At 54.6% G+C, this 25811-nt stretch carries 31 protein-coding genes; 7 read left to right on the forward strand and 24 right to left on the reverse strand.

The genetic code is table 11. From position 1 onward, the window contains the following. Nucleotides 1–58: 58 nt before the first annotated feature. Nucleotides 59–991: a carbohydrate kinase gene (locus FJV47_RS09970; RefSeq protein WP_159612490.1), complete on the forward strand. Its 933-nt coding sequence runs from the start codon at nucleotides 59–61 to the stop codon at nucleotides 989–991. A 2-nt stretch (nucleotides 992–993) separates the two neighbouring features. Here the strand turns inward: FJV47_RS09970 and FJV47_RS09975 are convergent, their stop codons facing one another. The 7 genes from FJV47_RS09975 to FJV47_RS10005 all read right to left on the reverse strand — a co-directional run bounded on the left by FJV47_RS09975 (nucleotide 994) and on the right by FJV47_RS10005 (nucleotide 7212). Further along, nucleotides 994–1227 (reverse strand): hypothetical protein, encoded by a 234-nt coding sequence (locus FJV47_RS09975; RefSeq protein ID WP_159612492.1) that lies wholly within the window; start codon nucleotides 1225–1227, stop codon nucleotides 994–996. Between the two features lie 53 nt (nucleotides 1228–1280). Beyond that, complete coding sequence (gene rbsD / locus FJV47_RS09980) at nucleotides 1281–1664, reverse strand: D-ribose pyranase (RefSeq protein ID WP_159612494.1); 384 nt, start codon at nucleotides 1662–1664, stop codon at nucleotides 1281–1283. 35 nt (nucleotides 1665–1699) lie between these two features. After that, a complete protein-coding gene (locus FJV47_RS09985; protein ID WP_159612496.1) occupies nucleotides 1700–2623 on the reverse strand; it encodes a ribokinase in 924 nt (307 codons plus the stop codon). Nucleotides 2624–2694: 71 nt separating this feature from the next. Continuing rightward, the gene (locus tag FJV47_RS09990) at nucleotides 2695–3633 is read right to left on the reverse strand and encodes a substrate-binding domain-containing protein (RefSeq protein ID WP_159612498.1); all 939 of its coding nucleotides are present in this window, start codon (nucleotides 3631–3633) and stop codon (nucleotides 2695–2697) included. A gap of 41 nt (nucleotides 3634–3674) precedes the next feature. Continuing rightward, the gene (locus FJV47_RS09995; RefSeq protein ID WP_159612500.1) at nucleotides 3675–4643 is read right to left on the reverse strand and encodes an ABC transporter permease; all 969 of its coding nucleotides are present in this window, start codon (nucleotides 4641–4643) and stop codon (nucleotides 3675–3677) included. Then, on the reverse strand, nucleotides 4644–6158 hold the full coding sequence (locus FJV47_RS10000; protein ID WP_159612502.1) for a sugar ABC transporter ATP-binding protein: 1515 nt from the start codon (nucleotides 6156–6158) through the stop codon (nucleotides 4644–4646). A 19-nt stretch (nucleotides 6159–6177) separates the two neighbouring features. Beyond that, nucleotides 6178–7212 (reverse strand): LacI family DNA-binding transcriptional regulator, encoded by a 1035-nt coding sequence (locus FJV47_RS10005; RefSeq protein ID WP_159612504.1) that lies wholly within the window; start codon nucleotides 7210–7212, stop codon nucleotides 6178–6180. 252 nt (nucleotides 7213–7464) lie between these two features. Here FJV47_RS10005 and FJV47_RS10010 point away from each other — a divergent pair, with 252 nt between their 5' ends. Both FJV47_RS10010 and FJV47_RS10015 read left to right on the forward strand, forming a co-directional pair. Next, entirely contained in the window at nucleotides 7465–8142 is a 678-nt protein-coding gene (locus FJV47_RS10010) for a metal-dependent transcriptional regulator (protein ID WP_159612506.1), read from the forward strand. A 185-nt stretch (nucleotides 8143–8327) separates the two neighbouring features. Continuing rightward, a complete protein-coding gene (locus FJV47_RS10015; protein WP_159612508.1) occupies nucleotides 8328–9287 on the forward strand; it encodes an HNH endonuclease family protein in 960 nt (319 codons plus the stop codon). Between the two features lie 65 nt (nucleotides 9288–9352). On the opposite strand, the gene FJV47_RS10020 is transcribed toward FJV47_RS10015, so the two are convergent. From FJV47_RS10020 to FJV47_RS10045, 6 genes are all read right to left on the reverse strand, one after another. Further along, entirely contained in the window at nucleotides 9353–10228 is an 876-nt protein-coding gene (locus FJV47_RS10020) for a metal ABC transporter permease (protein ID WP_159612510.1), read from the reverse strand. Further along, complete coding sequence (locus tag FJV47_RS10025; protein WP_159613140.1) at nucleotides 10225–10980, reverse strand: metal ABC transporter ATP-binding protein; 756 nt, start codon at nucleotides 10978–10980, stop codon at nucleotides 10225–10227. The genes FJV47_RS10020 and FJV47_RS10025 overlap by 4 nt, the downstream gene beginning before the upstream one ends. Next, nucleotides 10980–11891 (reverse strand): metal ABC transporter substrate-binding protein, encoded by a 912-nt coding sequence (locus FJV47_RS10030; protein ID WP_159613142.1) that lies wholly within the window; start codon nucleotides 11889–11891, stop codon nucleotides 10980–10982. Before FJV47_RS10030 ends, FJV47_RS10025 begins: the two co-directional genes overlap by 1 nt. Before the next feature lie 161 nt (nucleotides 11892–12052). Beyond that, complete coding sequence (gene hutG, locus FJV47_RS10035; RefSeq protein WP_159612512.1) at nucleotides 12053–13012, reverse strand: formimidoylglutamase; 960 nt, start codon at nucleotides 13010–13012, stop codon at nucleotides 12053–12055. Nucleotides 13013–13097: 85 nt separating this feature from the next. Further along, complete coding sequence (locus tag FJV47_RS10040) at nucleotides 13098–13751, reverse strand: aminoacyl-tRNA hydrolase (protein WP_159612514.1); 654 nt, start codon at nucleotides 13749–13751, stop codon at nucleotides 13098–13100. 16 nt (nucleotides 13752–13767) lie between these two features. Next, nucleotides 13768–14586 (reverse strand): hypothetical protein, encoded by an 819-nt coding sequence (locus tag FJV47_RS10045; protein WP_159612516.1) that lies wholly within the window; start codon nucleotides 14584–14586, stop codon nucleotides 13768–13770. 464 nt (nucleotides 14587–15050) lie between these two features. Here FJV47_RS10045 and FJV47_RS10050 point away from each other — a divergent pair, with 464 nt between their 5' ends. Then, nucleotides 15051–15839 (forward strand): MerR family transcriptional regulator, encoded by a 789-nt coding sequence (locus FJV47_RS10050; RefSeq protein WP_159612518.1) that lies wholly within the window; start codon nucleotides 15051–15053, stop codon nucleotides 15837–15839. Here the strand turns inward: FJV47_RS10050 and FJV47_RS10055 are convergent. Beyond that, nucleotides 15836–16033, reverse strand: a complete 198-nt coding sequence (locus FJV47_RS10055) for a helix-turn-helix domain-containing protein (RefSeq protein WP_159613144.1) — start codon at nucleotides 16031–16033, stop codon at nucleotides 15836–15838. The two genes, FJV47_RS10050 and FJV47_RS10055, sit on opposite strands and share 4 nt — an antisense overlap. A gap of 234 nt (nucleotides 16034–16267) precedes the next feature. Here FJV47_RS10055 and FJV47_RS10060 point away from each other — a divergent pair, with 234 nt between their 5' ends. Continuing rightward, on the forward strand, nucleotides 16268–16756 hold the full coding sequence (locus FJV47_RS10060; protein WP_159612520.1) for an Lrp/AsnC family transcriptional regulator: 489 nt from the start codon (nucleotides 16268–16270) through the stop codon (nucleotides 16754–16756). Here FJV47_RS10060 and FJV47_RS10065 read toward each other — a convergent pair. The 5 genes from FJV47_RS10065 to FJV47_RS10085 form a co-directional block, all read right to left on the reverse strand. Continuing rightward, nucleotides 16753–17967, reverse strand: a complete 1215-nt coding sequence (locus FJV47_RS10065) for an MFS transporter (protein ID WP_159613146.1) — start codon at nucleotides 17965–17967, stop codon at nucleotides 16753–16755. The genes FJV47_RS10060 and FJV47_RS10065 overlap by 4 nt on opposite strands. Nucleotides 17968–17969: 2 nt before the next feature. Continuing rightward, complete coding sequence (locus FJV47_RS10070; protein WP_159612522.1) at nucleotides 17970–18374, reverse strand: low molecular weight phosphatase family protein; 405 nt, start codon at nucleotides 18372–18374, stop codon at nucleotides 17970–17972. 64 nt (nucleotides 18375–18438) lie between these two features. Then, nucleotides 18439–19962, reverse strand: coding sequence for an APC family permease (locus FJV47_RS10075; RefSeq protein WP_159612524.1), 1524 nt, complete (start codon nucleotides 19960–19962; stop codon nucleotides 18439–18441). Nucleotides 19963–20049: 87 nt separating this feature from the next. After that, nucleotides 20050–20922: a universal stress protein gene (locus FJV47_RS10080; RefSeq protein WP_159612526.1), complete on the reverse strand. Its 873-nt coding sequence runs from the start codon at nucleotides 20920–20922 to the stop codon at nucleotides 20050–20052. A gap of 3 nt (nucleotides 20923–20925) precedes the next feature. Next, a complete protein-coding gene (locus FJV47_RS10085) occupies nucleotides 20926–22353 on the reverse strand; it encodes an NAD(P)/FAD-dependent oxidoreductase (RefSeq protein ID WP_159612528.1) in 1428 nt (475 codons plus the stop codon). Between the two features lie 104 nt (nucleotides 22354–22457). Here FJV47_RS10085 and FJV47_RS10090 point away from each other — a divergent pair, with 104 nt between their 5' ends. Next, entirely contained in the window at nucleotides 22458–23114 is a 657-nt protein-coding gene (locus FJV47_RS10090; protein WP_159612530.1) for a TetR/AcrR family transcriptional regulator, read from the forward strand. Then, on the forward strand, nucleotides 23107–23328 hold the full coding sequence (locus tag FJV47_RS10095; protein ID WP_159612532.1) for a lipopolysaccharide assembly protein LapA domain-containing protein: 222 nt from the start codon (nucleotides 23107–23109) through the stop codon (nucleotides 23326–23328). The genes FJV47_RS10090 and FJV47_RS10095 overlap by 8 nt, the downstream gene beginning before the upstream one ends. Here the strand turns inward: FJV47_RS10095 and FJV47_RS10100 are convergent. From FJV47_RS10100 to FJV47_RS10120, 5 genes are all read right to left on the reverse strand, one after another. After that, nucleotides 23325–23513 carry a hypothetical protein gene (locus FJV47_RS10100; RefSeq protein WP_159612534.1) on the reverse strand — a complete coding sequence of 63 codons (189 nt, stop codon included), beginning with the start codon at nucleotides 23511–23513 and terminating at the stop codon, nucleotides 23325–23327. The genes FJV47_RS10095 and FJV47_RS10100 overlap by 4 nt on opposite strands. Nucleotides 23514–23673: 160 nt before the next feature. After that, nucleotides 23674–24045, reverse strand: coding sequence for a hypothetical protein (locus FJV47_RS10105; RefSeq protein WP_159612536.1), 372 nt, complete (start codon nucleotides 24043–24045; stop codon nucleotides 23674–23676). A 266-nt stretch (nucleotides 24046–24311) separates the two neighbouring features. Next, nucleotides 24312–24557, reverse strand: coding sequence for a hypothetical protein (locus tag FJV47_RS10110; RefSeq protein WP_159612538.1), 246 nt, complete (start codon nucleotides 24555–24557; stop codon nucleotides 24312–24314). A gap of 197 nt (nucleotides 24558–24754) precedes the next feature. Continuing rightward, nucleotides 24755–25243 (reverse strand): Lrp/AsnC family transcriptional regulator, encoded by a 489-nt coding sequence (locus tag FJV47_RS10115; protein WP_159612540.1) that lies wholly within the window; start codon nucleotides 25241–25243, stop codon nucleotides 24755–24757. A 53-nt stretch (nucleotides 25244–25296) separates the two neighbouring features. Then, a complete protein-coding gene (locus FJV47_RS10120; RefSeq protein ID WP_159612542.1) occupies nucleotides 25297–25809 on the reverse strand; it encodes a DedA family protein in 513 nt (170 codons plus the stop codon). Between the last annotated feature and the right edge of the window lie 2 nt (nucleotides 25810–25811).

A 25811-nucleotide genomic window follows, 5' to 3' on the forward strand; every position in this document is an offset into this window, starting at 1 on the left:
ATACTCCGTGCCCAGTGCCCATTGTTTCGCCATACTTCGCACAGTAAAGAGATCACTGATGATTACCACCAACCCACAATCCGGATCACATGACGTCTTGGTCATCGGCGAAGCCCTGATCGATATTGTCTCCACCACGGAGGGATCTGTTGCCCATCCTGGGGGTTCACCAGCCAACGTGGCTTTTGGTCTGGGACGGCTAGGCGTAGACGTTAGCCTACTGACAGCCCTAGGCGATGATGAGTTCGGAGAACAAATCCAAAATCATCTGAGCACCGCAAATGTGAAGTTGCAGCCGGGTAGCGTGAATTTACAGCGCACTGCTTCAGCCACCGCAGTACTCTTGGCCGATGGGTCCGCCCGCTACGAATTTGATATCCATTGGGAACTAGCGCGCCACACGCTGGAGACTGTGCCCAAAATTGTGCACGCCGGATCCATTGCAACATTTCTGCAGCCTGGAGTCGAGGCCGTGGCGCAGCTCTTGGCGCAGGCCAAGGGCCAAGCCTTGGTCACCTACGATCCGAATATTCGACCCGCTTTAGTGGGCGAACATGTTCAAGCGCGAGCAACCTTTGAACGCACCGCAGCCTTGTGCGATGTTGTGAAACTTAGCGACGAAGACGCAGCATGGCTTTACCCAGATGTTGAACTGGCGCAGGTGGCCAGCACGATTCTTGAGCTCGGTCCTCGGATCGTAGTACTCACCCGCGGGGCCGATGGCGCCACGTTGAGCACTCTGACTGATCAAGTTCAGATACCTGCGGTGCGCAGCGAGGTCGCCGATACCATCGGCGCCGGCGACTCATTTATGTCCGCACTGATTTACGGCTTGCTGGGTTATGGGAGCGCCGATTTGTCATCTGTGCAACTCGAACAGCTGGGCCGTAGCGCTGTAGCGGCCGGTGCTTTGACCGTTCGTCGCCCCGGTGCAATGCCACCGACCTTAGAAGAGTTAAACACGCTGAGTAACGAACTAGAAGTAGCCTAAGGCTAATAGCCGCCGTTGGGATCGGCACACCGCATTGGATGATGAAGTTTGCCGATCAAGGGACGTAGTCCCGCCGCTAAACGATGCGCAGGCAATAGCTTTTCGCTTTGGAGCTGCTGCGCCGCTGCTATCTTAGCTCCGGTTCGCGTGTGTGGGCGCAGGGAGTCTGTGACGATAGCTTGGGCTGAAGGGCTACCTTGTGCTGCTTGACGAGCATCGGTGGAGAACCGCATCACGCATGCTGTTCACCTCATTTGCAAGTGCAAATACGGGCCGTCTCCTTGGCAGTTTAGAAAGCCACTCCACAGTGCAGAATCACATTTGCATAGGGCGTCGATTCACCGGTGCGAACAATGATCTTGGCTGCTGGTAGTTCAGCTTTGAGTTCCTCGTGAGAGATGAACTCAGCTTCCAGTCCTTTACCGGTGCACAAATCTTGGACCGCACCATCCTTGGCTTCTGTTGCCAAGGTGCTGCGTTCGATCACCATGTTGCGAGTCAACACATCGAGCACCTGTTCAAAGCTGAGCAGTCCTTGCGCCAAGGCTAGGTCGATGACGATCGGGCCTTTTGGAAGCGGCAGGCCGCAGTCGGCGATCACCACAGTATCGGTGTGACCGCAGGTGGCCAACGCACCTAAAAGTGGCGCGTTGAGGATTTCGGATTTCAGCACGAAGGCTTCCTTCTGGTCTTGCTTAGGAGATTGTTTTAAAGGTTCTCAAGTGAACGTGGGTAGGAAGCTTGGGCACCGTGAGCCTGCACAGTCAGCGCGGCAAATTTGCCGGCAAACTCGGCTGCCTGTGGAAGCTCATCACCATTGGCCAGTCGTGCAGCTAATGCCCCGGTGAAGGCGTCACCGGCGCCGGTAGTATCTACCGCTTTGACCTTCACCGCTGGCAGTGGACGAACCTGAGCTCCGCCATTTTCTGCCGGGAATTTGTCAGCGACTAAACAACCTGCAGCACCGAGGGTAATGACCACGCTGGTAATGCCCTCTTCGATGAGCAAGCCAGCTAAACGCTCATAGTGACCGTCAAATCGCATCGTCAGATCTGGATTCAACTGATGAAGTACTGCTTCGGCTTCATGCTCATTGACAACCAGCGGGTTGGCTTTGAGCAAGTAGTCACGATCCAATTCGATAACTGGCGCGAGGTTTAGCACGATACGATCGCTGGCCGCGTCCATGGCCGCCTTGATACCCGAGGCTGGGATCTCGCCCTGCAGGACGAGAATTCCATCGATAGCTCCGGCGGACTTCACTGCTTCATCAGTGACGGTCGAATTTGCGCCAGAAACCACGGCGATGGAGTTCTCCGCACCGGAGTCCACCTGAATGATGGCTACACCGGTCGGTTGGGTACTGCGAGCCACTCGGTCAGTTTTCACACCGGCTTCCTCCAGCTGGCCTAGGGCCACCTCGGAGTGCGAATCATTGCCCACTGCACCGATGAATTCGGTTTTTGCTCCGGCTAACTGAGCAGCTAGCGCTTGGTTGGCACCCTTGCCACCGGGCGAGAGTTGGTAGGAATCGGCCAGCACGGTCTCTCCAGGACCAGGCAATCGTGCCATCAATGCGGTGATGTCTACATTGCTTGATCCCACGATGGTGACTTGGATGTCCTGCTGCATGGTTATTCCTTCTACTTCCCTCGACCCGGCGGCCGGTCACTACCGGTGCCTAAATTGCTACTACTTGAAGACTACTTGTCTGAGTAGTCAGCAATGTTCTTTGAATCAACAGTATCCACTGCCACCTGCACGTTGGCTTCAACGTCTTCGCCGTTGATGGATTTGGAGAGCATCTGGACCGACTGCTTGCCCAGTTCCGCTGGGTTCTGCGCAATGGTTGCCACCATGGTGCCGGCCTTCACTGCCTTGAATCCATCATCGGTTCCGTCAAAGCCTAGGACCTTCACGCCCTTGCCTGCTTTATCGCCCAGTGCCTGGATGGCGCCGAGGGCCATTTCGTCATTCATCGCCAAGACACCCACGGTATCTGGGTTGGACTGCATCAGGTTGGTGACTACGTCCAAAGCTTCTGCTCGGTCGAAGTTCGCGGTCTGCTTGGAAACCACGTCGATATCCTTGTACTCGGCTAGGCCCTTGGTGAATCCTTCACCGCGTTCATTAGTTGCCGAGGCTCCAGGGACACCTTCGAGAATGATGATCTTGCCCTTGCCGTTAATGGATTCGGCCAGCGCCTTAGCCGCCTGAGCTCCACCGGCCACGTTATCCGAAGCTACGAAGGAAGCAATCTTGGTCTCGCCAACCGAACGGTCCACAGCGACGATCGGCAAATTGGCCTTGACCACCGGCGCCAGTCCAGCTTCAGCGGTTTCAGTATCAACAGCGTTGATGATCACACCGGCCGAACCGTTGGTTGCAGCGGTAGCCAGCTGGTTAGCCTGGGTCGCAGAGTCATTCTGCGCGTCCACTACCGACAGGTCCATGCCCAGTGCGTCGGCTTCCTTCTGAGCGCCATCACGCAGGTCTACAAAGAATGGGTTATTGAGCGTGGAAACGGCCAAGGTTGCCGAAGCACCGTCAGCTGCGGATTCTCCACGGTTACACGCCGCTAGCGATGCGGCCAGGCCGAGTGACAGGGTGATTGCTGCTGTGGTGCGGATCAGTTTTTTCATGCTGTGTTCTCCTTTGAACAATGAATGTGAGTAGTAAAGGATTAGTGCTTGACGTTCTTGCGGCGCAACACGTCAAAGCCGACGGCGATCGCGATCACCGCGCCGATGACCACTTGCTGCCAGAAGGCGGAAACCGAAAGTAGGTTCAGGCCATTGCGGATCACGGCCAAGACCAGCGCACCGATCAAGGTCCCGGAAATCCGGCCTACGCCACCGGAGAGGGAGGCGCCACCGATGACTACCGCGGCAATGGCATCTAATTCATAACCGGAAGCCAAGGTGGGCTGTGCCGAGTCCAAACGGCCGGCTAGGATCATGCCGGAGAGCGCTGCAAACAGACCGGAAATCACAAAGACGGTTACCAGTACGCGCTTGACTGGGATACCCGAGAGTCGTGCAGCTTCAGTGTTGCCACCGACAGCAAAAGCGTTCTTGCCCATCACGGTGCGGTTGAGCACAAAAGCTGCTAGCAGGCCAGAGAGCATCAAAATGATGATCGGCATCGGAATCGGACCCAGGTCATCACCCAACCATGAAACCGACGAACCGGTGGAAATCGGGCGACCATCGGAAATGACCAGGGTCAAACCTCGCACCACTGTGAGCATCGCCAACGAGGCGATGAAGGTGGGCAGCTTGCCGTAGGCACTCATCGCGCCGGTCACCCACCCACTCAGGGCACCAATGGCCAGACCCACGGGAATGGCCAATGCGTCAGGCAGTCCTGCGGTGGTTACTGCATAGGACGAACCCATCGCCGACAGGGCTGCGACCGAACCTACCGAGAGGTCAATACCGGCAGCCACGATCACGAAGGTCATGCCAAAGGCCATCACCGCGATGGTCGAAACCTGGATACCGATGTTCAGCAGATTGGGTCCGGTGAGAAAACGTGGTGTGGCGATAAATAGCGCCAGGCAGAGGATAACCAAGCCAACCAGCGCACCGTTATTGGCCAGGAAGGCTTTGAAGTCGAAGCCCTTCTTCGGGGCAGTAGCTACGCTGCTCATTTACTTGATTCCCATCTCTTCTTCGCGATGCACATTGCTAATAGCCAGGGCCATTATGGCGTCCTGGGTTGCTTCTGGTGTGGCCAATTCCCCGGCGATGCGTCCTTGGCTCATCACCACGACGCGGTCTGACATGCCCAAGACTTCGGGCAGCTCACTGGAAGCCATCAAAACGCAGCCTCCGGAGGCTGTGATCTCATTGATCAATTCATAAATTTCGACCTTTGCTCCGACGTCCACTCCGCGAGTTGGCTCATCAAGTAGCAAGACCTTGGCTCCTGCGGTGAACCAACGTCCGAAGACTGCCTTCTGCTGGTTTCCACCGGAGAGCGAACGGATTGGTTGGTCGATATTTCCCATTCGGATCCGTAGTCGCTCAGCGACTTTTTGTGCCCGCGCCTTTTGACCCTTACGGTCAACCAGGCCGTTCTTGGCGGTTGCTGCCATGGTGGCATAGCCGATGTTCTCGGCTACTGACGCGTCCAAGACTAGGCCTTGGGTTTTGCGATCTTCTGGCACATGGCCAATGCCGGCGCGGGTGGCTGCTGCTACGTCAAAGCTAGCCAGCTTCTTGCCATTGACCTTCACGGTGCCCGAGGTGTATTTGTCCGCTCCGGCGATCGCGCGGATCAGTTCGGTGCGACCGGCTCCCATCAAGCCAGCCAAGGCCACAACTTCCCCGGGCCGTACTTCAAGGGAAATATCGTCCAGTCGCCCATCGCTGAGGTTTTGAACGCTGAGTAGTGGATTCTGACCTGGTTCTGTGGCTACACGAGGGAACTGTGCGTCGATGTCGCGTCCCACCATGAGGCGGACCAGTTCGTTTTCCTCGGTATCGGCCGGAACGGTGGCGATGAATTTGCCATCGCGCAGCACGTTCACAAAGTCACCGATGGCCGCGATCTCATCGAGGTGGTGGCTGATGAAGACCATACCGACCCCTTGAGCTTTCAGCTGGTTGATCACGCTAAATAGGTGCTCAATTTCCGTAGTGGTCAACGCCGCGGTGGGTTCATCCAGGATCAGCACGCGGGCATCGAGACTCAACGCCTTGGCAATTTCTACCAGCTGTTGTTGGGCTAGACCCAAGTCGCCCACTGGGGTGTTGACGTCAAGATCCAGTTCTAGTTTGGCCAGTGCCTCGCGGGCAATCTTGCGCATTTCGCGGCGGTTGATGACCCCGAATTTGCGCGGTACGCGGCCCAAGGTGATGTTCTCAGCAATGCTCATCGAGGGCACCAGATTTAGTTCCTGGTGGATGGTGGCAATGCCCAGCGCTTCAGATGTCTTGGTGTCTCGAATCCTGACCGGTTGTCCCTTGAACAGGATCTGTCCGGCGTCAGGTTCATGCACTCCGGCGATCATCTTGATCAGGGTGGACTTGCCGGCGCCGTTTTCACCTAGGAGTACCGAGACTTTTCCTGCATGTACTTCCACGGTGACGTCATCGATGACCTGCACCGGGCCGAAGGACTTGCAGACCTTGTCCAGGACCAGCAGAGCGTCATTACTCATTTTTGTTCCTTCCATGCACCTATGCTCCAGGAGTTACCGAAGCCTGGGCGAGGGACGCCCGAGGGGTGAATTGGCTAATAAATTCTTGGGGTTCTGGCTCTTTGTCGGCCATCACCGATTGCAGCGCAGTGACTGCGGCTCTGCCCATCGAGTGCAAGTCATGGCTAATGGTTGCGATCGGTGGATGATGCATGAGCATCGCATCGACTTCGTCAAAAGCGATCACCGAGAGGTCGGCACCTACCCTAATCCCGGCTTCGCGCCATACGGTCAGAGCGCCAATGGCCATTGGCGCATCCGCGATGATCACGGCCGTTGGTTCCAGCTGATGTCTCAGCACCCAATGGGCGCCGTCGGCACCCGAGGCGGCCCGGAAGTCACCGGCGAAGTGCAAACTTTTCTCGGTCGTTAGCCCGTTGGCTTCGAGCGCTGCATCAAAGGCGCTGTGTCGTTCGCGTGCTGTGGATGCGTGTGCTGGTCCGCCCAAAAACGCGATGTTTTGATGCCCCAGTGCTTTGAGCTCTCCGATGGCTTCATTCAAGGCAGTGGCACTGGAGGCGGAGATCGATGGAATGTTCAGCTGAGGTAGGGTGCGGTCCACAAAGACCAAAGGTGTGCCCGAGGAAACGATCCGCTGCATCATTTCGCTCGGATGCTCTGAATCCTCGTCTAGGCCTTGGGGAACAACGATCAATCCATCAACACGACGGGAGAGCATTGCGGCGAGGAACTTGTCTTGTTGTTCGCTGTCTTCATTGGCGTTGCCGATGAAGGTCATCATGCCAGCTTCGAGTGCTTGTTGCTCTACAGCGTGGGCGAGGTCCGAGAAGTAGGGGTTGCGAACATCAGAAATCAGCAACGCAATAGTGTCGGTCTTCGTGGAGCGAAGTGAACGGGCCTGAGCATTGGGGACAAAGCCCAGATTCTTAGCTGCGGCTTCAACTTTTTCACGAGATTCGGCCGACGTGGCGGAGTGCCCTGAAAGAACGCGCGAGGCCGTGGCCGAAGATACTCCGGCTGCCTGTGCCACGTCCTTTATGGTGACGGCGTTCATCGCGTTAGCCCCTTTGCTCACGTGTAATCGATTCCATGGAATCGATTACACAGTCTCCACCACCACGAATTTATTGTCAACATCAGCCGTCGATCTTCGCCAAGATCCATCGTATTCTCAACGCCATGACCTGTTGTTTTTCGTGAGCTGTCGCCCAGAACACTGAATAATTCAGATTTATTCTCGATCTGTTCCGTTGTTTCGAACCAGCATCTGGGCACGCGCGTCTCGCCAATGACTAAGATGGAGTTCGTGTCGGTTAATCAACTTTCAGATAGCGCGCAAAACTATCTCAAGATCATCTATGGACTCAACGAGTGGTCGAGTGAACCGGTGACCCCCAGCATCATTGCGAGCAAAGCCGGAATGAAGCTGTCAACAGTCTCTGGTGCGCTGAGCAAACTACGCCAACAGGGCCTGCTGGATCATGCACCCTACGGAGCCGTCACGCTCACCGAGCTGGGTCGCACCTACGCGATGACTATGGTGCGACGCCATCGACTTGTGGAGACTTTCCTCGTTCAAATGCTCGGCTACCGATGGGATCAAGTTCATGACGAGGCCGAAAATCTGGAACATGCCGTTTCAGATTTCATGATTGAGCGCATTGACGACCTGCTAGATTATCCAACCCGAGATCCGCACGGCGACCCGATTCCCACCGCCGAGGGTCTTATCAGCGTCCCCGAAGCGATTAACCTCAGCGAGGCCACCGATGGCAGCCAGGTCATGATTGAACGAATTGCCGATGATGACTCGCAACTACTCCAATACTTTTCAGATCAGGGCATGCGAGTTGGAGTACAACTCAGTGTTTCAGTGGCCGCAGATTTTTCCGATACCATCACGGTTCGCGTCAACCAGAAGAATTCACCGGTTCAGCTCGGCGCCCGCGCAAGCGCTGCGGTGTGGGTTTCGAACATCGGTTGATCAGGTCTTTCGGGGGTCTAAATCGTGTCACTACCATGCTCGACTCAGCTTGAGGATCTTATTTGTCGGATTGTGGATTAGAGTAAGAATCAACCAAACTTACTGAAATGTTCAAGTTGTTATCCCTTGAATAACACGGTGAGGTTTGGCATCACTCGTATTCCTTCTTGCCGAAAGTCATCACCTTGCCAAGGAAACTCTTTGCCCTGCTCTGTGCAGGGATTCTGGTACTCGCCGGATGTACTACACCGACGGATTCCTATTCGTCCTCGCCTGCCAAAAACGCAGTTCCCGCACCACTGGTTTCGAGCCAGGCCCTGATCGTCGAGCGAGCTGCTACCAGCTCTAAAAAGGTCAGCGCTGGGGCCAAACTCACCGGCCCCAAAGCAACAGTCATGCTCAAGTCTCTTCCAGTGAAGGGAAAGGCAGCCGCCACCGGTTACAACCGAAATAAAAAATTCGGTAATGGTTGGAAAGACTTTGACGGTGACAAATGCGACGAACGTCAAGACACCTTGTCGCGAGACATGTCTAAGGTCAAATTTAAGGACCGCAAGAAGTGCACCGTTGCTTCGGGAACCCTAAACGACAAGTACACCAACAAGCGGATTAATTGGAAGGTCAAGTCAGGCAGCGTCGATATTGACCACGTTGTTGCCCTGAAGAATGCTTGGATTTCCGGCGGACAGAAGCTTTCGCAGTCTCAGCGTCAGGCCCTAGCCAACGATCCGCTGAACCTCATCGCGGCAGATGCATCGGCTAACCGGCAGAAGGGCGAGAAGAATACCGCCGAATGGTTGCCGAAGAACAAAAGCTTCCGTTGCCAATACGTAGCTACACAAATTAGCGTCAAGAAAAAGTACGCGTTGTCGGTAACCAAAGCCGAGAAGAACGCCATGACCAAGGTGCTCAACACATGCAAGAACCAAAAGGGCGCCAAGGTTACTACCGTCAAGCCAGGGGGTTCTGCTCCGAAGGCGACGCCTAAGAAGAAAACTTCCAAGGCACCTGCCACCGTCAAAGGCACAGTTCATCCAGGTTCCTACTGCAAGAACGTTGATAAGGGTAAGCGCGGCAAGTCTAAGGCGGGCAAGCTATACACCTGCAAATACGACGCTAACGGAAAGCTTCGTTGGCGCGTATAAGGATCACTAGATAATGGCGGAGGTTCATACCTCCGCCATTTTTCTGCCCCTGCAGGAATTTTGCTTCAGGGCACAGAGACCAAGGACTTTCGCCGGTTTTTTGTGGCAATTCTCGTGGCAATCAATCCTTGCCTAGGACTAAACAAGTAGAAAACAGTAAAGATCAGTCCCTGCGCCAGCACCACCATCCCGCCGGTTGATGCATCCAAGAAATAACTGACGTAGACACCCAAAACTCCGGCAGCAGCAGCTAGCATTGGCGCGATAACCAACATTTTTGAGAACTTATCGGTTAGCAAGAAGGCCGTTGCTCCCGGGATGATCAGCATGGCCACCACCAAGATCACGCCCACCGCTTGCAGAGCAACCACGGAAGTCATGGCAAGAAGTCCCAGCAAAGCGGCTCCAATCAAACGTGGGTTCATACCCAACGCATGGGCGTGGGTTTGATCAAAGGCGTACAACGTAAAGTCTTTGCGTTTGAAGATCAGAATCGCCAATGTGACTGCGCCCAGTATCAATACTTGCCACAAGTCACTTGAGGAGACTCCGAGTAGGTTTCCGAAGATGATGTGGTTCAAATCGATGTGGCTGGGAGTCACAGAAATCAGGACTAACCCGAAGGAAAACAGCGTGGTGAAGACAATGCCAATGGCTGCATCTTCCTTCAACTTGGTTGTATCTCGTACGCCCCCGATGAGGGCAACAGCAAGGAAGCCAAAGATCAACGCGCCCAGGGCGAAGGGCGCACCAACGATATAGGCCAAGACAACTCCGGGTAGCACCGCATGAGAGACAGCGTCTCCCATCAACGACCAACCGATGAGCACCAACCAGCAAGAAAGCACCGCGCAGAGAACCGAAGCGATGACAGTAACGGACAGAGCTCTGATCATGAACGTGTAGCTCAGGGGCTCAGCGAGCAACTCCAATAGATTCATGACGCATCTCGTTTCATTGGGTCCAGCCCGAAGGCCATCGCTAGGTTTTCTGCTTTCAAGACAACTTCAGGTGGACCGTGCATCAGTACCTTGCGCATCAACAGCACCGCTTCGTCTGCCAACTCAGGCAAGGCCTGCAGATCATGGGTGGAGATCAGAACGCTTCCACCCTCGTCAGCAATTTCACGCAGGAGTGTTGTGATAGTTGCTTCACTTCGTTTGTCCACGCCTGCAAAAGGTTCATCAAGCAGCATGATGCTTGCACCTTGAGCGATACACCGAGCCACAAAGGCACGCTTTTTCTGTCCACCGGAGAGTTGCCCAATCTGTCGGTGAGCATATTCAGTGAGCTCTACACGTTCGAGTGCTTCGTTCACTGCCTCGTGGTCCTTTTTCTTCGCCCGACGGCTGAAACCCATCTGGCCGTAGCGTCCGGTCATCACCACATCGCGCACCGAAATAGGGAAGCTCCAATCCACCGCTTCGCTTTGTGGAACATAGGCTAACTTGCCACTTTTGCGTGCCTGCAGCGGGTCAGTCCCTCCCACCTGGACAGTTCCGGTATCGGGTTTGATCTGTCCCATGATCGTTTTGAAGAGCGTGGATTTTCCAGAGCCGTTCATGCCTACCAACCCGCAGACAGTTCCTTGAACCAGCTGCAGTGAGGCCCGATCTAGAGCTTGCACCGGCCCGTAGTGGACCGTTGCGTCAAGCACGTTGACGGCCAGCGGAGCCAAATCTTTAGTGGTCATCATCTTTGGCCTTTCAAGGCTATGGCAATGAGCTGAGTATCGTGGGTGATCAAATCTAAGTAAGTAGGTACTGGACCGTCGGCTTCGGAGAGCGAGTCCACGTAAAGAGTTCCGCCAAATTGCGCATCGGTAGATTCAACCACGCGTTGCATTGCCGCATCTGAAACGGTCGACTCGCAGAAGACAGCCGTCACTTGATTCTCTCGAACGTAGTCAATGGTGGATGCCACCTTGCGTGGAGTAGCTTGAGACTCTGCGTTGACCGCCCAGAGGTATTTTTCCTTGAGTCCCGCGTCCCTGGCCAGATAGCTAAAGGCTCCTTCGCAGCTGACCAAGACGCGCTGTTGGGCTGGGATGGTTTGAAGTTCTCTGGCGAGATCATCTTGGACTTTTTGCAACTTGGCCTGATATTTTTTGGCGTTGGCTTGATAGTCCTGCGCGTGCTCTGGATCGATCTCGCTGAAGGAATGTGCCATGACGCTGACGTATTTTTGGACGTTGGAAGGGCTCATCCAAGCGTGCGGATTTGGTTTGCCAGCCCCTTCGCCTTGAACGATTCCAATAGGTTTGATGTTCTGGCTGACGGTGATGTGTGGCGCAGGATTCTCCTGAACAAATTGGGCAAACCACGCTTCAAGATTCAGCCCGTTATCCAAGATCAAATCGGCTTGTGCAGCACGACGAAGGTTATCTGGTGTTGGTTCATATCCGTGAATTTCCGCTCCGAGGCGAGTTAACGATTCCACCCGGAGGTGCTCACCGGCGACGTTTTGGGCGATGTCCTGCAATACGGTGAATGTTGTGATGACTACCGGGCGCGAGTCGTGTTGGGCCGTAGGTTCCATCGATGAGCCGTCTTGGGTGGTGCACCCCGCGGAGAGTAGTAGTAATGGCACCACCAGCAAAGCCATCCAGCGCGATGGCCTATGACGACCAGTTACCTTGAGCACTACCGACCTCAGATCCTGAACTTCTCAGCGTTACGACTGCCTCATCGCGGAAGAACGCGAGCGATTAACTTCGCTCACTCACAGGATAATGTTTGAGGGGTCAAACAATCAATCTCAAGACGTCACTTTCTCATTGAGAGGTCGTAAATGAGTCGCGCTGCACTCCTAGCAGTTCGCGCATCAACATCAAATTTAGGGTTCAGTTCAACAACATCCGCCACCGCAAGTTTTCCGCTGTCAGCCACCTGCCGGCACACTTCGCTGATAACCTCGTAGGCTACTCCAAATCCCGCTGGAGCACTGACCCCAGGCGCGACGCTGGCAGGAAGAACATCCAAGTCAATGGTCAAATACAACGCATCAATACGACCCATGAACCGGCTAACGAAGTCCTGTGCTTTCTCCAGCTGACACTGCTCATCAAGCAGGTAGCTAACCCCCAATTTCTCAGCCTGAGCAAAAAGTGCCGCCGTGTTATTTGGGCGGCTTATGCCCAGCACCGCGTATCTAAAGTCTCGACCTAATTCCTTCATCAAACCAACAAGATCCAAGAAGGGGGTCCCACTACTGCGTCGCGGTTCCTCGCGAAGATCAAAGTGTGCATCAAGATTCAGAATGCCTACGCGCTGCGAAGGATACCGAGCCAAAAACTGCACCAGTCCACTGCCGGTTCCATAGGCGGTTTCATGCCCGCCACCGAGAATGATCGGCAGCGCGCCAGCCTCTAGCGTTTGAGCGACCGCGCGGGCCAAACGGTCTTGACCACTTTCCAATTCATCACCGCTCACCACGATGTCACCGCAGTCCACGAGTTGACGTTGACTATGAATCGCCATTGGACTCAGGGCAGCGCGCAAACTTTCAGGCCCATCAAATGCACCCACACGCCCCTGATTGCGCAGCACCCCCGCATCAGAGCAGAAACCAATGAGCGCGATAGCACCTGCGAGATTCTGTTGGCGTTCGTGCGCAATGTGCTGATGCCATCGAGTGTGCTCTGGTTCTTCGCCGTCAATTCGACCGCCCCATTCTGGCGCTGGTCGGTCAACTACAATCTGCTGCGATGCTGGTGTTTCGCCCATGTCACTAGCAGACCAGAATCTGGGCACCTGAGCCAGAGCGAGGATTCAGCACCTGTCCGAAATAGCAGACTGGCAACTCGTCTAACTACTCCGCCTGAACGATAACAAAGGCGGTGGTGGAGCCAGGCTCTATTTCTGTGCGACCGGCGTCCTGGATCACCGGGCCGCTTGCCCTACGAGACAATGCTTCAAAGTCTTTACGTGGCAGATGCCGAATGCCCACCGGTGCGTGAATTTTGAGCCACCCTTCAATATCCTCCCCGGTAGTTTCGGTCAGCCAGGCGAACAACGCGTGAGCGCACTGGGCTGCCGCTTTGCCCGTGGACATTTCCAGAGAGGCATTCACCGCGATAACAACTTTGGCGTCAAGAACTTCATCGCTTTTAGGTAGCTGCGTTCCTGAGACCTGGAGTTTGGCGATGAGCTTGGGCAGATCCGCGGCCGGAAGTGGTGGCAACCCAACAGCTTGAGCTTTACCAACTTCACTGACCATTTGCTCCGGGAACATTTCTAGTACCTTGGCGAACATTTTAGGATTGGCCCTGCGTACTGATTTGGCGAAGGCCTGCCGGGCCCACTTCTGCCAGTCGGGGTTCTGCGGATCTTGCAGGTAAGCGATGACCGCGGCCCGAGACACTGCTGAGAGCCCCTCATCCTCAGTTGATGGATCTTCTTTATCGATCCTCAAAATGATGGGTTGGACCAATTCATCCAGCTCGCGTTCGCGCAGTTCATCCATGAGTTCATTCTAGGTCTTAGCGGCGACGGACCTTACGCACGATCAACAGGATGACACTAGTGAGCATGGCTGTAGCCAAACTAATCACCAGTGGCGTTTGCCATTCGGTTTCAAGAACCGATGCATTGAAACTCCTACCAAAGCTCTGCAGCCCCTTGGCAAAACCAGTCTGAGATTGAATGGCTCGTGCAGCGCTGTCCACCACCGCCGGCATCACCCATTGAATCGCTAGGGCCAGCACCCAAAAGATCAAATTCGAAGCTCGCAGGAAGCCAACAAATCCGAGGATCAGCCCCAAAACTAGCGCTCCGGCATAGCCTAGATAAATGTAATACGACTGTGCCCCTGCTACTAACGAAGCGACGATCTGCAACCAGTAACCAAGGCTCACCGTGAGCCCTGCGTAGAACAATGTTGCCACCGGTAATCGCAATTTCGCGCTGAGGAAATACCACGCTTGACTCAGCACCAACAGGGATCCGAAGACCCACAGCTGGTGCACCGTTGCCTTAGTCAGGTGACCAGTGAATGCATCGGGATTTGTTGCTTGAATCCCTTGGGCACCCAACGCGAGCATGCCCAAGAACATACCCACCGCGGTGAGTACCGCAAAGCTGGTTCGTCCGCGTCCTAGACGCCGCACGCACCAACTACCCAACAGTGCAGTCAGTGTAAATACGACAATGAGTCCAAGGGCATCATCTTTAGCCAGCGGCAGTATCGAGCGGTCCTTTTCACCGATCCACAGCCATGGCAAGACGGCGATAGCCGCCACCAAAATTCCACCAACCAGCTGCATCCACCAGTTTTGCCAGACGCGTCTCATTGAACCCACTTCACTCCTTCATGTTCCTACGGGCTCATTGTTCCAGAGCCAAGCGAATGCTTTGGCGAAAGGCGCGAGGTATGTTGACCGTTTCGGTGACCGGACTAAAAAAGACGGCTCGTGAGAGTTCCACCGCGGTGGAGCCTTCACGAGCCGTCTCTCAAGTTTTTCACCAGGTCCTGGCTTGGGTGGCCCGAACATCATTAGCCATGCAGATATGGGTGGTCTGCAAGGGCGTTAGGTCGTAGTTGGTTCAGCGATAGCCTTTCCAACGTCGTCTGAGTACATTAAATAACACATAAATCACTCTGCGCAACCGACAAGCAACTAAGTAGTCAATATGATCAATGACATTCTAGAAGTGCGTGAAATATCCACCAAATTGCCGCGAACGATGAATCATGGAACTAGCCTCGCTGAAGTTAGCTCATGGGGTTGACCTTGACGTTACGTCAACCTGTAGCTTGTAAGTCATGGAGCCATCATCACACTTCGCCACAAACCCTGAACTCTCGATTGCACAGGTTTCGCGCATCGCCGGTATCAGTAGCCGTACGCTGCGCCACTACGACCACATCGGTCTATTCACACCTCATCATGTGGCTGTCAATGGCTATCGCTACTACGAGCAGCGCCAGCTGGTGCAATTGCAACGGATCCTACTGTTGCGAGATATGGGATTGAGTTTGGAGAGCATCGCGCAGATTCTTAACGAACAGCGCGACGAGGTCGAAGCGCTTGGCGAGCATGTGAAGGTCTTGGAAGAACAACGGCACAGACTCAACCGGCAGATCACCGCATTGAACAACACTATTAAGTCACTAGAAACAGGAGTCAGCATGAACCCCGAAGAAAGCTTTGACGGCTTCAACGAACAGTACAAAAACGAAATCACCGAACGGTGGGGCGCCAAGGCCTACAACGATTCAAACCGCTGGTGGCGCGGGAAGAACAAGTCCGAACAGGCCGAATTCATTGCCCAGGTCAAAGAGCTGAACTCCGCATGGATTACTGCGGGGAAAAATCAGGTAGCCCCCGAAAGCGCTACCGCCCAACGGCTCGCCGCCCGACATGTGCAGTGGCTCAATACTGCACCAGGCACTCCGCTTGCTTCAGAAGATCCCGCACAGCGAAGCGCCTATGTTCTGGCGTTGGCTGACATGTACGTGAGTGATCAACGGTTTACTAAGAATTATGGCGGTTACGCGGAACTAGTTCGCGACGCATTGACTCTGTATGTGCAAAACAGCGCAGAGTTTTAGATTTCAGAATCGCTGGCGATCTCTTCACGGGCTTGGGCATAGCGCTGCTGGATATAGTTTTCCAGCTCCACGCGTTCCACGCGCCACATGCCACGACCTCCAATTTGGATTGCCGGTAGCTCGCCGCTTTTTACTAGGGCGCGGACTTGCGGAAGCTTTACGTTAAGCTCCTCAGCCACATCTTCCAAGCGCATAAACCTCATAGCAATAGCGTACTTCGGTTTGTCTCCCAGAGGCGACGGAGCACGATGATGTGGACAAGGGTTCTGGTTGAAATTACCTCCGTTATTCCTGTGACGAAGACCGGAGTGTGCGCAATATAATCGGGCAGACCGCGCAACACATTTGGGCGTAACTGGTCATATTGACTAAAATCCTAAGAAGGTACTTACGCACGCGCACCACAACCTGTCACAGGAGACTAGTTTATGAATCCGGATACGTATCAGCTCGATGAAACCGACCGACGTATCCTGTTGGCGCTCGATGCAGATCCACGTGTTCCTATCATGATGCTTGCTCAGCAACTTGGTCTGGCTCGCGGCACCGTACAAACCCGTTTGGAACGACTGGCGCACTCTGGCGCATTGCGCCCCAACACTGCTCGCATCTTGCCAGCATCATTGGGTCGCGGGGTCAGCGCCTTTGTCAGTGCCGAATTGAACCAAGCCAATTTGAATGAGGCCATTGCTGCCTTGCGTCAGATCCCTGAGGTTCTCGAATGTGTTGCGCCGGCCGGCGACACTGACCTATTGATTCGAGTCTCTGCGACCGATCCAGATGATCTCTACCGTGTCAGTGAAGAGATCCGGCTGTGCCCGGGCATCACCCGCACCTCGACCTCGATGATTCTTCGCGATGTGATCCCGTTTCGCACCACTGAGCTACTCAAGAAGCTGAGCAAGGATAAGCACTAGAACCGTAGCTGCTCTACTCCGGTCTTTGGCAGTTCATGGCGTGCACGGTAGACCTGCGCCATGGACAGCGCGCAAAGCACCGCCAAGATTCCGATAAATATCTCGGGGGCTGCAATCAACCGCCACATCGCAAAGAGAGTCGGGAAGGTAAACCCGATAAAGCAGACCATGTAGAACCGACCGGTGAGTTTTCCTAGGTCGGCTGGTCCGGCAAGGTCTAAAACCTGGCTGAGTCCTGCCACCAGCAGGATACCGTTGGCGCAGCCAGCAATCACAAAGGTGAGCACACCTAAGAGTTGCGACCCGCTCAGCGAAACAACAATCATCAGCAAAAGCGCAATCATCGCCGTGCCTAAGCCAGCCAGAAGCAACCAGACTTTACGAACATCGTTGAACCGCCGGACCAACGGTTGAATCACCGTGCCCATACCCATGGTTACTGCTACGGCAATTGTGGAATAGAACAGGTTTGATCCACCGGCTCCATCACTGAGGGCTGGCACCACAGCGAAGCCGGTGGCTGCCATACCAAAGACCCATGGGGCAGCCGGAAGGACCACTCGATAGAACCGTCTCAGGTTCGCCGAAGTCGTTGTACCTGCCGAAGGTTCGGCCATACGTGGGTCAATTCGAGGCTGCTGCGCTACAGGCTCTTCGGAGCTCACTATGATCAAAACCAGCCAAGCCATGGCCGCGAGCGCATGAATCAGGTAGGCGATTTCGGGGTGCGCGCTGATGCCCACGACAATTCCAGAAATGACCGGGCCTACCGCAAATCCCAACGAGGTACACAGGGCGGCACGTGTTGCCCCGGCGGTGCCAGGACTCAGGAACTTCACCCAGCTCGTAATGGCCACCATGGCTAGACCCATGCCCAAGCCGGTAAAAACCCGCCCCGCATAGAGACCAGCAACATTCAGTGAGCCGTAGATCATCACCAATGAGCCAAGCACCGAGCTACTCAGGGCCACTAGCGAGAAGAGTTTGCGTCCGAACCGATCGGTCAGTGGTCCGCCCAGGGCCAGTGCTGGAATCATGCCCAGCAAATAGCTGCCCATCACTAGCATTGCTTCAAATTCGCTGAGCTGGCGGAACTGTTGGTACCAGTTGATCAGTGAAACATACTGATTGGCGCACCACCCGGTCAGTACTAGACAGATTCCAGGTAGCCACCATGCAGTCGCGCCATCGCGACGAAGTTTTGTAGAAATTGTTACTGCTCCATCTCGTGGAAGAGTTCGCGCACCCTCTCGGCGATTTCGTCGCGAATCAGATTCATTCGCTCGCTGCCGGTGATCCCGTCTTCGCTTGGCTCATAGGTCACCCATCGTTCGGTAGTCACCGAGGCTTCAAAATTTGGGTGTGCATCTGTTCCCAAGATGATGACTCGATCCACCTGCTCAACCACCTTCGAGTCGATAGGCTTTGGAGTTCCGCCGGACATGTCAGCACCGGACTGCGCGAGCGAAGCCACGGCTTCTTGATTGATCCCCGTTCCGGGGTTGGTGCCCGCCGAATAGCTGGTGATCGTTCCGCCGGAGATGTAGTCCATGAGTGCGGCCGCCATTTGAGATTTGCCGGCATTGCGTGAGCAGATGAAAAGTACCGAGTTAGCCATGAACCTATTGAACCACCCACAAGGTGTTTCGTGGGTGGTTCAATATCATCGATTCTTCAGTTGATTACTTGATCGGCTGATAGGTTTTGATCGTTTCGCCTTTGAAGAAGGCCGGCTGCTTAATTCGCATGTAAATCATGACCACAACTCCCAACAGCAAGACCCCTACGCCCAAGATGAAGACCATCCCGACTCCCCCAATGCTTGAACCTGAACCGTAGTCAGGATCCATCGATTCAATGGCGGTAGCAAAGAACAGCACCAGCAGAACCAGGCCACCAATTAATGGTGCGAGGAATTTGAAGATGACGTTGCGGGCGTTGGAGAACAGCTCTGCACGGAAATACCAGACACAGGCCAGAGCAGTCAGACCGTAGTAGAAACAGATCATCAGGCCCAAAGCGGTGATCGTATCCCAGAGCGCATTTTCGGATACCAAGCGCGTAACCACGTAAAACAACGCTGCAGCAGCTGCTGTGGCGAAGGTAGCCACAGATGGGGACATGAAACGTGGTGAGATCTTTGCGAAGCTGGTCGGCAAGGCTTTGTAGTATCCCATGGCCAACAGGGTTCGCGCTGGCGAGACCATGGTGGACTGAAGAGAGGCCGCCGAAGAGGAAAGAATGGCCAAGGACATCAGCAACGCCAAGGGACCCATCACAGGACCGGAAAGCACAGCGAAAATAGATTCTTGGTTTTCTGGATTACCTGCGCCCATGCCGGTAGTTCCAACGCCTGCCCAATAGAGCACACCCAGCGATACTGCCACATACAGCGCCATGATCAGCAGTACGGTCCAGGTAGCTCCGCGCCCGGGAACCTTCTTAGGATCCGTAGTTTCTTCGTTCATGGTCAAAGTGACATCCCATCCCCAGAAAACGAAGATGGACAGTGAGATGCCCGCTGCAAACGCCGAGAAACTTTCCACACCGGCCGGGTTGAACATCTCCAAAGTAATAGGCGTCCTGTCGAACGGCTGGTTGGAGGTGAAGGACATGATCGCAAAGAGTAAGAGCACCGCAATTTGAAAGGCCACCAGTCCGTACTGGAAGACTTTTGTTGCGTTCATGCCACGATAGGAAATGAACGCGGCGATAGCGATGAACACCAGCGTGGTGGGAATGTTGATCCACAGGTTGGTAGTCAGTTCCGCAATCTCATCATGCCCGGTGAGCTGAGCGAGCAGAATGTAAAAGAAATCAACGGCCACAGCGGCGAGGTTTGAGAGAACAATAACGGTGGCCGAGACTAGGCCCCAACCGCCCATCCACCCGATCATCGGCCCGAAGGCGCGGGTAGCCCAGGTAAACGAGGTGCCAGAATCGGGCATGGCGTTATTTAGTTCGCGGTAGCCCAAGGCCACCAACAGCATGGGTAAGAAGCCAGCGAGCAAGATAGCTGGCAGGCTGGTGCCGACCTCGGCCACCGTTGCTCCGAGGCCCGCGGTGAGAGTGTAGGCCGGGGCGATACTTGAAATGCCGATAACGACCAGGCCCAAAACACCGACGGTGCCTTTGGAAAGTCCCTTTTCGTGCAAACCGGTTTCAGTGGATGCAGGATGAGAATCCTGCCTCAAGTCTTGCGACATGTTGGTTTACCTTTTGCTTTAGTGAGGCGATAAGTGCATCGGTCAGAAGTACCGAGCCACCCTTCCGTCAGGTTCTAAAAAGTGGAGTTAGTTGCTTGTTCCCGGCTTAGGGATGACACCCATGGGCACGGAGAGTTTGCCCAAGATTCGTTGGGCTTTAGGACCAATAAAGAGCCTGCGGTCCGCAGCTAGACGTGCTGAACCGAGCAAGGCGAGGTCACCGTCTTGCCAGGAGAGCTGAGCAGTCGCTTCATCAAGGTTCCGCCCCACGACAACTTCCACACTGACCTCCAGATTCATCTGGGAGGTGAGCTGTGAAAGATAGCCGTTAGTTTCGGCTATGTGTGCGTCGAGGTTCTTCTCGGGTTCTTGCACTTCATGAGGCAACACCAAAGTCACTACGCGCAATGCCACCGCATGGGCCGCTGCCAACTTTGCCGATAGTTCAACAACGTCCTTGGCTCCGGGCCGGTCCCCTACAAAGGCGGTGAGTCGGCGCAGCTTGCCGCTGGCGTTGCGCAACGTATCGATCGCAGCGGGCGAGGACATGAACACCGCAACCGGTGAGGAGTGCAGCAACGCGTTGGCGATGGCCCCGGGCATAAAGAATCCTGCGCGGTGACGTTTACGCCCGCCGAGCACGATGCCATCAACACCATATTGTTGAGCCAAGTCGATCAAACCTTCGGCTACCGACGGCACCGATTGGGCCACCACCGTGGCTTTGATTCCAGCAGGAACCAAAGTCATCGCCTGCGCAGCCCATTGATCCACTTGCGCGGATAGAATGGTTGAATACCCATGATCTGACCCGGGATAGACGGCGTTGAAAGGCGCGGAGGCCGGTAGCACAATGGCGATATGCAATTGTGCTTCAGCAGTATCGGCCGCTAGTGCGCTCGCTAATTCGATAGCTTCGGCTCCGCGCTCATCGGCGGTGTAACCAACCAGTAGTTTCATGCTTTAGGCACTGACCTTTTCTGTTACCGGGGTCAACGTCTTCACGCCGTCGTAGTTCTCGTCGTAGCTGGTTCCGTCAAGCGCGGCAATGATGCGCGCAGCTGAACGACGGCCCATGCGCACCGCCCCGTCCACGTGTTGGTAGCCTTCACCAGCAAGGTCCGAAGAGGAGAAGTAGATCGGGCCGACATTATCGTTCTGCACCGGGCCAAAGCGGTGCAGTCCACCTAGGTCATAGCTGGTGGCGTAGGCTCCGCGGGTCCATTCTTCGGCGGCGAAGTCCGAGAGGTAAAACACCTTTGGATCCAGTGCTTTGTCTCCCAGGTATGCGGCGATGCCCTCCAAGATGGCCTGTCGGCGTGCCTCATCATCTAGTTCCCACATTTCGTCGGCCCGCAGATCCGAGATGAACCCAACCAGGGTGCCGGTGCTCTCGCCGGTGTAGGTGTTGTCGTAGATTTCTTGGATCAATGCGTCAGGGCCGAAGCAGGTTCCGGACAGGCCATCTTCACGCCAGAATGGAGTTTCGTAAACCGCGTGCACCTTGATCACTAGGCCCATGGATTGGTGTTGGTGGGTGACGTGCTGCTTGCGTGGCAGGGCGGGAACGTAGGTGATACGTGAGTACAGATTAGGCGGCACCGCCAGGACTACCTTTGAAGCCGAAACGGTGACCGTTTCACCGTGGGCCACCACGCCGTGATCGTTCCATTCCAGTTTGAGTACTGGGTTGTTCAGGAAAATGATCTCTTCGCCAAGGCGTGCGGCCAGTTCCTTGGACACTCCCTGCATGGTGCCGACCATGCGGCGGTCAAGGATGAAGTCTTCATCAACGAGGTTGTCGAAGGATCCTGCCGAGGCTGCCATGAGCACTGCTTGAAGTGCGGAGAACGTATGGGCTGGTTTGGTGAGCATGCCACCGGCAATGAACAGGCCAACGTTTTTGCAGGCTAGTTCATCGGAAGAGTTCTGGCGAAGGAAGTGGTGGAAGGAAATCATGTCCAGTTCCTGTGCCTGTGGGTGGTCCCATGGCTTATCTGGGTTCATCTGTGCGGCCAGATCATTCATGACACCGATGAGCTTGTTCATTTCGGCAATGGTGTTGGCAGCGACCGGGAAGTCTTCGCCTTCATAGACGATGGCTTCACCCGACTCGTTGAGGTAAACGCTTTTGCCCGCCTTGTAGCGTTCAAAGGTCTCGATGCCTAGCTCGTTGATCAGCGAGTAGAGGCCTGTCTGGTCTGGGCTGATCCACTGTCCACCAATTTCGATGGTCGCACCGTCCATCTGATCAGTCCAGGTCCGTCCGCCGACACGATCGCGGGCTTCGAGTACCGCCACCGACTTGCCTGCCTTGCTCAGCTCATAGGCGGCGGTCAGACCCGATGGGCCGGCTCCGATGACTACAACATCGCGCTGTAGATGTTCCATGACTAACTCCTCCAACAATAAAATGAATTGAGTTCATTTACTTGTCATATAGCATAGGGGAAGAACATCGAGTTGTGAAGCAACCCACGTCAGGGAGAGATCGAATGGCAGCATCTGGAACCAGGCGTGCTGGACGCCCGCGCACGGCGGTACTCACCCGCGAACGTATCACCGTCAACGCATTGGAACTGGTTTCCGATGATGGCTATGAATCGCTGACTATGCAGCGTCTAGCCAAATCATTAGGTGTTTCACCATCCGCTTTGTACAACCACGTAGAGTCAAAGCATGCCCTGATGCAATGGATTCAGGAACTGATCATGACTGAGGTAGATACGTCAGTTTTTGATACGAAGCCACTAAGAGATGCTCTGATTTCTTGGTCAACGAACTACCGCAATATTTTCAGTCGGCACATCCCGCTAATCCCGATCATTGCCGTATTGCCCGTCTCTGATTCGCCAGGCACGTTAGAAATGTATGAGCGTGTTGCACAAGGACTGACGAGCTACGGCTTGAAAGAAGAAGCCATCATTCCAACCATCGTGGCCTTGGAATCATTCATCTTTGGCTCAGCCATGGACACCGCAGCCCCTCACGATATCTTCGACACCAGCAACCACCAAGATCTCACCCCGCACTTCACCAAAGCGGTGGCAGCACAGCGCGAAACTAAGATCAACACCAGCGATGACTCATTTCAGCGTGGGCTAACTGCCATGGTTGATGGGCTCTTAGAGGCAGGCAAAAATCATGACTGATCCCGAGCGTAAACAAGGCCGATTTGCACTGAACACCAAACAAATCACGGCCATCGTACTCGTGGTACTTGCCCTGGTCTTTATCCTGCAGAACCTAACCTATGTGCGCGTGGAGTTCTTCTTCATTCATTCATCGGCGCCACTCTGGCTGATTCTGGTGATCACCCTAGCTCTGGGCTATGTGATCGGCTGGATTTCAAAACGTCGCGACTAATCGTCGAGCACGGCCCACTCGCCGACCTCTTCATTCTGTGAGTCATAGACGTCTTCTTGAGAGCCTGGCTCTAGTGGATACAGAGCAATTCTTTGCGACCAGTCCCCCAGAATTCGCTGAAGCTCTTCTAGGGGCTTGTCTTGCATGTTTTCGGTATCGAAGTTAACTTCCAAAACAAAACGCATGACCCGCTCCTTGTTCGTCTAGTTCAGGTCATCCTATGCCCGAGACCGGCGAAAAACGATAGTCATGAGCGTGTGCCGTAGACAAAGTTTTATCTACAACGCAAAAATGGCGAGCTTCCAAGTTGCCTTGGAACCTCGCCACCTCGTGAAGTGTGAAAACCTACTGGGCTCCGCCCATATAGGCCAGAGACTGGATCGCTTCATTGCCGCCGACCTTGTACAGCGCCAAAACCAGACCACCGAAGACGATACCCATGACGGCACTGAAGCCAAGGGAAATCTTGACCAACGAACGGACTTCACCGCGGCTTACTTCAGCTTCATCGTTCAGGTAGCGAACGGCTCCCTGGGTGAAGCTGGCGGCTGGGCTTAGCGCTGGCGTGGTGACGGTCAGCAAGTTGGAAGCGCTGTCGGTTTGGCCATCACGCAAAACGGCGATGGTTGAACGGGTTTTACGATCCTGGCGAAGCTTGAGAATGTTCGCACCGTGGCGCGCCAAAAGAATATCTTCACCTAAAGGGATCGTTGCCATACCTGTTGCTCCTAGTTCATTTCCATCACGTCTTCCAGCAATAACTATCATTTCCGAACCGCTGAATTGGGGGAAGAGAATTGTCGAGAACCACACATGCTCTTGTGATGCAATCGGCATGATTCTGGGGCTAAATCCGATTTTCTGGTGACCGGCGACATAACAAACAGGGAATATATCTATTCTTCTGGGATCTCAATTTTGGTACGCAAAAGCCCCAGACCGATCTGAGAATCTGGGGCCGAACGCGTTAACGATGATGCTGCCTAGACAGTTTTGAATTCGTTCTCGTTGTTCTTGCGCTGGCGCTTGGCTTCGCGGATCTGCAGGCTCAGATCATGGTTTGATAAATCCTCAGGCGAAGCGATGCCATGCCTAAATGCCTTATTCACCAATGCTTGGCGAATCTCTGCCTGGTGATCCTTCTTGTAACGGATCACCATCATGATGCTGACGATGGCCAAAATAACCAGAGTCACCACGGCGGTCAGGATTGATGTTTCCAAATTCATTGTCTTCTCGACCTCCCCATTCTTTCAGTCGCTGCTGCGTATGGTCCGTCCGTTTAATCAGAAGGAATCTTCCGATGACCGGTGGACCGCAGTGTTGCTAAGAGAAGAGAAACTAGTTTAGCAGATTTCTTCGAAAACGTCCGTAGGGCAGATCACTGTATCCGAAGACTCAGAGAACAGCCTTGTCTAAATAGTACCTAGAATTCGCCGTTTCCGTGCCCATGTTCGAACACTAGCGAAGTCTGTGTGGTGGCCACGGCCGGGTTGGCCGAAAGATTGTCCAGGACGAATTGTCGAACATCAGAAGAGTTTCGCACCGCAACGTGTAGCACAAAGTCATCGGCTCCACCGAGGAAAAACAGCTGACGTACCCCAGACTTTGAACGCATTTCACTGGCAAAGTTGGACATCAAGTGCCGGGCACCGGGCCTGATCTTCACGAAGATCAGCGCTTCAAGTTCACGTCCCAGAACCTGCGGATCCACTTCGATGGTGAAGCGGGAGATAACTCCAGAATCGCGCAGCGCGTTCAGCCTGGCCAGACAGGTCGACGCGGCAATGCCCAGCTCCTCGGCCAACGAGTTGTTGGTGCGACGTGAGTTCTTGCTCAGCAGGGCAAGTAATTTTCGATCAATCTCATCGAGCTGCACAGGACGATTCTCTGACTTGGATAAGTTCAGCGACATTCGCCGCACCTACTCTCGGTGTTCTCAGTTTGACCCCATCATCATACGACTGGTCAACAGCTAATGTCAGAAGGTTCTTCATGTTCGGGCTCTTCGTTGTTTCTCTTGCGGGCACGAAGTCGAAGGACCACCGCTACGAGAATCGCGATGAGTCCAAGTCCCGCCACAACCCATGGCCAGTCCAAGACCAGCCATGCGTAGAACACCGCCATACCAATGCTGGTATAGATCAACGCCCAGAAGGCTGCGCCTAGGGCGACTGCCGGCAGATATCTGCGCAAGGGCATCTTGCCGATTCCTGCCGATAGGTTAACGGCGCTTTGCACTCCCACAGTCAAGAAACTCAACGGGACTGCAAAGGCACCCCAACGTTGAATAACCTGTTGGGCTCTGCGGAATCCCGATGTGTGAAGGCGCTTCTCAAACCGGCTATTTTCTACACCCTTGGCAATCCCCCGACCTATCCAGTAGGTCGCATTGCCTCGGATGAAAGCACCGCAAAAGAAGAACAGCAACGTCACCGAAAAAGGCGCATCGTTAATCAACCACGAGATCAAGTCAGCCATGT

This window comes from Glutamicibacter sp. JC586, from assembly GCF_009805585.1.
Lineage (GTDB): Bacteria > Actinomycetota > Actinomycetes > Actinomycetales > Micrococcaceae > Glutamicibacter.